Source organism: Sphingomonas bacterium (assembly GCF_903643065.1).
Taxonomy (GTDB): domain Bacteria; phylum Pseudomonadota; class Alphaproteobacteria; order Sphingomonadales; family Sphingomonadaceae; genus Sphingomonas.
Genome location: NZ_CAHJWX010000113.1, coordinates 1 through 6,420, shown reverse-complemented (window position 1 = coordinate 6,420; position 6,420 = coordinate 1). Strand labels below are relative to the sequence as shown.

The following is a 6,420-nucleotide window of genomic DNA, read 5'->3' as shown; positions in this document are numbered from 1 at the left end:
CAGGTCGCTCATCCGGGGGTCTCCTCACGGAGCCTGAATCAGATCGCGGCACTCACATCAATGGGTCCTGACCCTAGGCGAGGGAACGCACGGCTCCGAATGTCAAGAACGTGACTGTCACCATCGTTCCGTTCGTCGAGCAGTGCACCGCGATGCTGACCAAAGTGCGACGTTGCGGTGGCGCTCAACTCACATCAAGCAAGGCGCTGCCCATTCGTTTACAAGAGGTGTCGTGCCCAGTTTAGCAACAGACTCCCTCGACATCGAATATGCGGACACTGGCCCGCGTGACGGGCCGGTCGTCCTCCTGATCCACGGTTGGCCCGACGACGCCTCGACTTGGGACGCGGTGGTGCCGCGTTTGAATGAGGCCGGGCTGCGGACGATCGTACCGACCTTGCGCGGGTTCGGAACGTCGCGCCTCCAGGACGGTGTCGCGCGAACCGGCAACAGCGCGATCCTCGCCATCGACATGATCGCGCTGATGGACGGGCTCGGCATCGAGCGTTTTATGGTCGTTGGCCACGATTGGGGTGCGAACACCGCCGAGGCGATGGCGGTGGGCTGGCCCGACCGGGTCGAGCGGATGGCGATGCTGTGCACGCCGCCTCGCCTCGGCGGGATGCCGACCCCGCCGTTTGAGCAGGCGCAGCGGCAATGGTACCACTGGTTCATGGCGACGGCGCGCGGCGCGGAAGCGATCCGCGCCGACCGGCGCGGCTTCGCGCATCGGCACTGGGTGAACTGGTCGCCGCCGGGCTGGTTCGACGAGGCGACGTTCGCCCGGGTTGCAGAAGCCTGGGACAATCCCGACTGGGTTGACGTCACGCTGCACAGTTATCGAGCCCGCTGGGATGAGGCCGAACCCGATCCGGCGAGCCGATGGCTGGAGGACAAGGTCAAGGCGATCGAGGCGCTGTCGCTGCCGACGATCTATATCCAGGGCGCTGTCGACGGTGTGAACCCGCCGTCCGCCGCCAAGACCGTACCGTCCAGGTTCACCGGGCCGTTCGGCTTCGTAACGCTGTCCGGCGTCGGCCATTTTGCGCAGCGCGAGGACCCCGACGCCGTCGCCCGGCATCTGATCCATCTCTTCACCGGCGATCCCGCCACCCTGACCGACATGGTCGACCGGAGCCTCACCATGACCAGAGCCAAGCCCTTCGTTGCCGGCCTCGCCGCGATCGGCGCGCTGGCCGCCGTCACTGTCGGCGCGCGCGCGATCGCGCAGACGCGCTCGCCACTGACGCAGGTCGCGCAGTTCGATCATCAGGTGACCGGTGTCGCTGTCGTCGAGGATGGCCGCCGGTTCGTGAACTTTCCGCGCTGGACCGACGATGCACCGATCTCCGTCGCCGAGGTGCTGCCGAACGGTTCGCTCAAGCCCTATCCCGATGCGAAGTGGAACAGTTGGCGCAACGCCCGCGCCAACGAGCTGCCGGTCGGCGAGTATTTCGTCTGCGTGCAGTCGATCGTGCCCGACGGCCATGGCAACCTCTGGGTGCTCGATCCCGGCGCGCCGGGGAACGAGAAGATCCTCGAAGGCGCGCCCAAGCTCGTGCGGATTGACCTGAAGAGCAACGCGGTGACCAAGGTCATCGCGGTGCCGGGCGACGTGGCGTTGCAGGGCACCTACCTCAACGACATCCGCTTCTCGCCCGACGGCAAGACCGGCTACATCACCGACAGCGGCACGCGCGGCGCGATCATCGTCGTGGATCTGGAGAGCGGCAGGAGCTTCCGCGCGCTCGACGGCCACCCCTCGACGCAGATCGACAAGCGCGTGACGGTGAAGCTCGACGGCAAGCCGCTGGTGCGGCCGGACGGCCGCCAGCCCGCCTTTGCCGCCGACGGCATCGCCACCGCGAACGACGGCAGGACGCTCTATTGGCAGGCGCTGACCGGCGAGACGCTGTATTCGATCGATACCGCCAAGTTGCGCGCCGAGGTGAGCGAGGCCGATCGCGCCAGGGCGGTCAGGACCGTCGCGACGACGCATGTCGCCGACGGGCTGTGGATGAGCAAGGCAGGCACGCTCTATCTCACCTCGCCGACCGATTACTCGATCAAGCGGCTGAACGGCACCGCGGTCGAGACCGTCCTCACCGACAGGCGGCTGCGCTGGCCCGACACCTTCGCCGAGGGGTCGGACGGCACGATCTACGTCACCGCCAGCCATATCCAGGACACGCAGTGGTTCACCCCCGGCGCGCCGCCGTCGATCCGGACGCAGCTCTTCTCCTTTCAGCCCGCCCGCTGATCATCGAACACGAGCGACAATCCATGACCTATCTTCGTTACAGCCCGACTATTGAGCAACCTGACGCCGATGAGCAGGCGACGATCGACGGCATCATCAAGGGCATGACCGCCCAGACCGAGACCGTCGAACAGCGCAAACACCATGCGGTGCGGGCGAGCCACGCCAAGAGCTCGGCCTGCGTGGTCGGCGAGTTGGTCGTGCCCGAGTACGAGGACAGCTTCCGCCATGCCGCCGCCGCTTATTTTGCCGCGCATGACGCGACCTACGAGCTCAAGGCACAGCTCTGGACGGACGAGGATCGGCAGCCGATCGAGGACGCGCCGGTCGACTGGCCGGTCGAGGTCAGCCCCTACCGCACGATCGCGACGATCCGGCTGCCACGCCAGGCCGCCTATGGTCCTGAGCGGGTGCGCTATTTCGACGAGGTGATGACCTTCACCCCGGCGCACAGCCTCGCCGCGCACCGGCCGCTCGGCTCGGTGATGCGCGCGCGACTACAGGTCTACCAGGCGCTCAGCGACTTCCACCACCGCGAGAACGGTATCGCACTAGCGAACGCCGAGCGCATCGCTGACATTCCCACATGACTGCCGGTCGACAGGACGGCGACATGCCGCAGGGTGGCTGGCGCTAGGTAAGTAATTCGATGACGAGCATCCTCTCTCCCTTCGCGTCGGGGTTCTTCCTGTCCGCCGCGCTCATCGTGGCGATCGGCGCGCAGAACCTGTTCGTGCTGCGGCAAGGGCTGCGGCGCGAGCATGTCGGCGCGGTCGTGCTGTTCTGCGGCGGTGCCGATGCGTTGTTGATCGCGGCCGGGGTGGGCGGTGTCGGCGTCTTCCTCGCCGCCATTCCGCGCCTGACCACCGCCCTGACGGTGGGCGGCGCCGTGTTCCTCGCTTGGTACGGGGTCAAGGCGCTGCGCCGCATGGCTGCTCCCCAGGCCATGGTCGTCGGCGACACCCAGGGCGCGACGCTCAACCAGGTGCTCGCGGCGACGGCCGCGTTCACCTTCCTCAACCCGCATGTCTATCTCGACACGGTGCTGCTGATGGGTGCCGCCGGATCAAGCCAGCCGGTCGAACTGCGCCCGATCTTCGTGGCCGGTGCGGCGGTGGCGAGTTTCACCTGGTTCGCCGCGGTCGGCTTCGGTGCTCGCCTGCTCGAACCGGTCTTCGCCCGACCGGCGGCATGGCGCGTCCTCGACGCGTTCGTCGGCGTTGTGATGCTGACCCTGGCTGCCTCCTTGCTCGTTCGCGTCACGCCAGCATTAGGGTAGTCTGACCATTAAGACTATCGGGTCCGCGACACGCAGGAGGTTCGGCGCTTGTCAACGCGAGCGACGCCCCAGCTGACGAGGCGAGCAGATCGAGAGTTTGATGGCAGGAAGAACAACGGTGAGGGCGCGGGGCTAACCGAGGTTGAGCAAATAGAGCCGAGGGATCGAGCGTCCGACCCGCATGCCGATCGTTCTGTGACCGTGCACGATAGATCCTCCCGCTCGCGTCCGTCGCCGCTCGCCGAACTCTCCGGCGCTGTCCTAGTCGCGAGCCTGGGCGCGTTGGCCGGTTGGTGGTGGCAGAACCGATCGCGCGAGGCCGCGCTGGAAGAACGGACCAGAGTCCGGCTGCGCCGCTGGACGCTGCGCTGATGCGCATCCACCACCTGAACTGCGGCACCTGCTGTCCGCTTGGCGGTCGAATGTTCGACGGCCGCAGCGACGGCCTGCGTGGCACGCTCGTCTGTCACTGCCTGCTGATCGAGAGCGAGGCGGGTCTCGTGCTTGTCGACACGGGCTACGGGACGAGGGACGTCCACAATCCCGAGCGGCGCCTCGCCAAGTTCTTCCTCGCCCTCAACGATCCGCAGCTTCGGGCCGGGGAGACCGCCGTGGCGCAGGTGCGCGCGTTAGGGTTTGATCCCGCCGACGTGCGGCACATCGTCGTGACCCATCTCGACTTCGATCACGCGGGCGGGCTCGAGGATTTCCCCAACGCCGCCGTGCACGTCACCGCGCGCGAGAAGGAGGTGGCGGACCAGGGCAACGGCGGCGCCTTCGTCGCGCACCGGCGCTACCGTCCCGGGCAGTGGGACGGCGTCGAGAACTGGCGGCTGTACCCGATGGGCAGCGGCGAGCCCTGGTTCGGCTTCGACACGGTGCGCGGGTTAGAAGGGCTTCCACCCGAGATCCTGCTAGTGCCGCTCCCCGGCCACACTTGGGGCCACAGCGGCGTCGCGGTGCAGGAGGAGAACGGCAAGTGGCTCCTCTATGCGGCCGACGCCTACTTCTTCCGTGGCGAGATCGGGGGTGACTCGTACGAGTGCCCGCCCGGCTTGCGCGGATATCAGAAGCTGATGGAGGTCGATCGCGTGGCGCGGCTCGCGAACCTGCAACGATTGCGGCGCCTAGCGTCGGACCATGGCGACGAGGTCCGCATTTTCTGTGCTCATGACGTGATCGAATACGAATTGCTCGCCGGCCGCTAGCTGGATTCCTGGATGTCAGAGCGCGAGGATCTGTCGCGCTAGCTCAAGCAGCGTGGTGCCCTGAAGGTCCGGCTTGCGCATCGTGCGGGAGAAGGGCCGGTCGGCGTCCAGATAGGCGGTGGCGAGACCTGCCGCCGCCGCCCCGTTGATGTCCCACGGATGCGCGGCGACGAGCGCCATCTCCTCCGGCCTTACCCCGAGCCGCTCGGCCGCATGTCGGTACACCTCGGCCCGCGGCTTCGCGAGCTTGACATCATCGACCGAGACGATCTCCGCGACCAGATTACCAAGCGCAGCCCGCTTGAGCAGCTTGCTGGTCGAGCTCTTCGCGCCGTTGGACAGCGCGACCAGGGCGATGCCGGCCTCGGCGAGGAGCGCCATTGCCTCCCGCGCGTGCTCGCGCGCGTCGAGGGCGTCCAATTGCTTCACCACCGCCCTGCGCTCGTGCGTAGACGCCGTCAGCCCCTGTTCGGCGAGCACCAGCTCCAGCGCCGCGTCGAGCACGGTCGCGAACGGGGCGAAGTCGCCCACCGCCGCCATTGCGAATGCGTCCCGGCATCCGGCGGCGAACCAGCCCTCCAGCCCCGCCGGCGGCAGGCCGAGCGCGACGATCGACGCGCGCAGCGGCTCGAGCGGGAAGAGCGTGCCGATCACGTCGAACGCGACCGCCTTGGGCCGCGCTGGACCGCCGAGGCCGAACATCGCCCGTCAGGCCTGGGCGGCGGCGAGCTTACTCGCCAGCTCGCCGCGCTCATGGTCGTGGACCAGCCTGGAGAGCGACGGCTCGTCCACCTTCGCCAGCACGGTCGAGAGCTTCTCGTGCGGTGTCGCGCCCGGCGCGAAGGACGGGCCGTAGACCTTGCGCAAGGTGCTCACGAGCGTGTTGCCGTGCTTGCGACTGATCTCGCCATCCTTGTCGCGATGGCGTCCGTGCAGGCCGGGCTGTTCCATGTCATTCTCCTGATAAGTTGCTGAAATGGTGCGCTGCCGGCGCTTCTACGCCAGGCGTTACCGGTTGAGTCACCCCGGCCCGTTGCCACGGCCAGCGCCCCTCGATCTCCACCTCCAGCGAGAAGCTCAGGAACGTGCGGATCAGGACAATGCCGGCCAGCACGATCAGGCTCTGAATCGTCGGCTCGACCGCGACCGTGTTGATGATGTCGGCGGCGACCAGGAACTCCAGCCCGAGCAGGATGGAACGGCCGAGATTGGAGCGGAAGCTCGCGACCAGCGTCTCGCGCGGCGCCGTCGTCCTGGCCATGTTCGCGAGGAACACCACCAGCGCACCGAACGAGCCGACCACGATGATCGCGGTGCCAACCACCTCCACCACCCGCGTCACCAGGTGCACGTAATCCACTTCGGTCATCACGGGCGCTCCTGCATGTCACGCCGGTTCGTCTTTGCGAGGGCGGCGCGCGCGCGGTCGCGGATCATGCGCTCGATCGGCGAACCGACCAAGAGGACCGACAGCGCGATTACCACGCCGGCACTGATGAGCGGCCAAGCCGCCAGCGCCGCGGCACCCATTGCGGCGGACACCCGCCATCGGGTGCCAGGCCGACGCGGAAGGCCCGCTCGCCGGACGAACATTCCGGTCGCGACCATGCCAGCGACCGACGGTCGAACCGAACGTGCGTGATCTCGCCAAAGTCATCGGTGATTGGGATGGT

General features: G+C 67.5%; 8 protein-coding genes. 4 read left to right on the top strand and 4 right to left on the bottom strand.

Going from position 1 to position 6,420, the window contains the following annotated elements:
* Nucleotides 1-232: 232 nt before the first annotated feature.
* The 4 genes from HUU95_RS05620 to HUU95_RS05605 all read left to right on the top strand — a co-directional run bounded on the left by HUU95_RS05620 (nt 233) and on the right by HUU95_RS05605 (nt 4,747).
* Nucleotides 233-2,260, top strand: a complete 2,028-nt coding sequence (locus tag HUU95_RS05620; protein WP_174279215.1) for an L-dopachrome tautomerase-related protein — start codon at nt 233-235, stop codon at nt 2,258-2,260.
* 23 nt (nt 2,261-2,283) lie between these two features.
* A complete protein-coding gene (locus HUU95_RS05615) occupies nt 2,284-2,850 on the top strand; it encodes a hypothetical protein (protein ID WP_174279214.1) in 567 nt (188 codons plus the stop codon).
* Nucleotides 2,851-2,966: 116 nt separating this feature from the next.
* Nucleotides 2,967-3,539: a LysE/ArgO family amino acid transporter gene (locus tag HUU95_RS05610; RefSeq protein WP_254602643.1), complete on the top strand. Its 573-nt coding sequence runs from the start codon at nt 2,967-2,969 to the stop codon at nt 3,537-3,539.
* Nucleotides 3,540-3,910: 371 nt separating this feature from the next.
* Nucleotides 3,911-4,747: an MBL fold metallo-hydrolase gene (locus tag HUU95_RS05605; RefSeq protein ID WP_174279212.1), complete on the top strand. Its 837-nt coding sequence runs from the start codon at nt 3,911-3,913 to the stop codon at nt 4,745-4,747.
* Between the two features lie 15 nt (nt 4,748-4,762).
* Here HUU95_RS05605 and HUU95_RS05600 read toward each other — a convergent pair whose 3' ends face one another.
* The 4 genes from HUU95_RS05600 to HUU95_RS05585 are packed head-to-tail and all read right to left on the bottom strand — an operon-like array spanning nt 4,763 to nt 6,277.
* On the bottom strand, nt 4,763-5,449 hold the full coding sequence (locus tag HUU95_RS05600) for a haloacid dehalogenase type II (protein WP_174279211.1): 687 nt from the start codon (nt 5,447-5,449) through the stop codon (nt 4,763-4,765).
* Nucleotides 5,450-5,455: 6 nt separating this feature from the next.
* Nucleotides 5,456-5,698: a hypothetical protein gene (locus tag HUU95_RS05595; protein WP_174279210.1), complete on the bottom strand. Its 243-nt coding sequence runs from the start codon at nt 5,696-5,698 to the stop codon at nt 5,456-5,458.
* A gap of 1 nt (nt 5,699) precedes the next feature.
* Nucleotides 5,700-6,116, bottom strand: coding sequence for a DUF1622 domain-containing protein (locus tag HUU95_RS05590; protein ID WP_174279216.1), 417 nt, complete (start codon nt 6,114-6,116; stop codon nt 5,700-5,702).
* Nucleotides 6,116-6,277 (bottom strand): hypothetical protein, encoded by a 162-nt coding sequence (locus HUU95_RS05585; RefSeq protein ID WP_174279209.1) that lies wholly within the window; start codon nt 6,275-6,277, stop codon nt 6,116-6,118. Before HUU95_RS05585 ends, HUU95_RS05590 begins: the two co-directional genes overlap by 1 nt.
* Between the last annotated feature and the right edge of the window lie 143 nt (nt 6,278-6,420).

Excerpts from the sequence above, each read along its gene's own strand:
- HUU95_RS05615 (WP_174279214.1), top strand. The coding sequence starts at position 2,284 with ATGACCTATCTTCGTTACAGCCCGACTATTGAGCAACCTGACGCCGAT.
- HUU95_RS05605 (WP_174279212.1), top strand. The coding sequence starts at position 3,911 with ATGCGCATCCACCACCTGAACTGCGGCACCTGCTGTCCGCTTGGCGGT.
- HUU95_RS05600 (WP_174279211.1), bottom strand. The coding sequence starts at position 5,449 with ATGTTCGGCCTCGGCGGTCCAGCGCGGCCCAAGGCGGTCGCGTTCGAC.
- HUU95_RS05595 (WP_174279210.1), bottom strand. The coding sequence starts at position 5,698 with ATGGAACAGCCCGGCCTGCACGGACGCCATCGCGACAAGGATGGCGAG.
- HUU95_RS05590 (WP_174279216.1), bottom strand. The coding sequence starts at position 6,116 with ATGACCGAAGTGGATTACGTGCACCTGGTGACGCGGGTGGTGGAGGTG.
- HUU95_RS05585 (WP_174279209.1), bottom strand. The coding sequence starts at position 6,277 with ATGGGTGCCGCGGCGCTGGCGGCTTGGCCGCTCATCAGTGCCGGCGTG.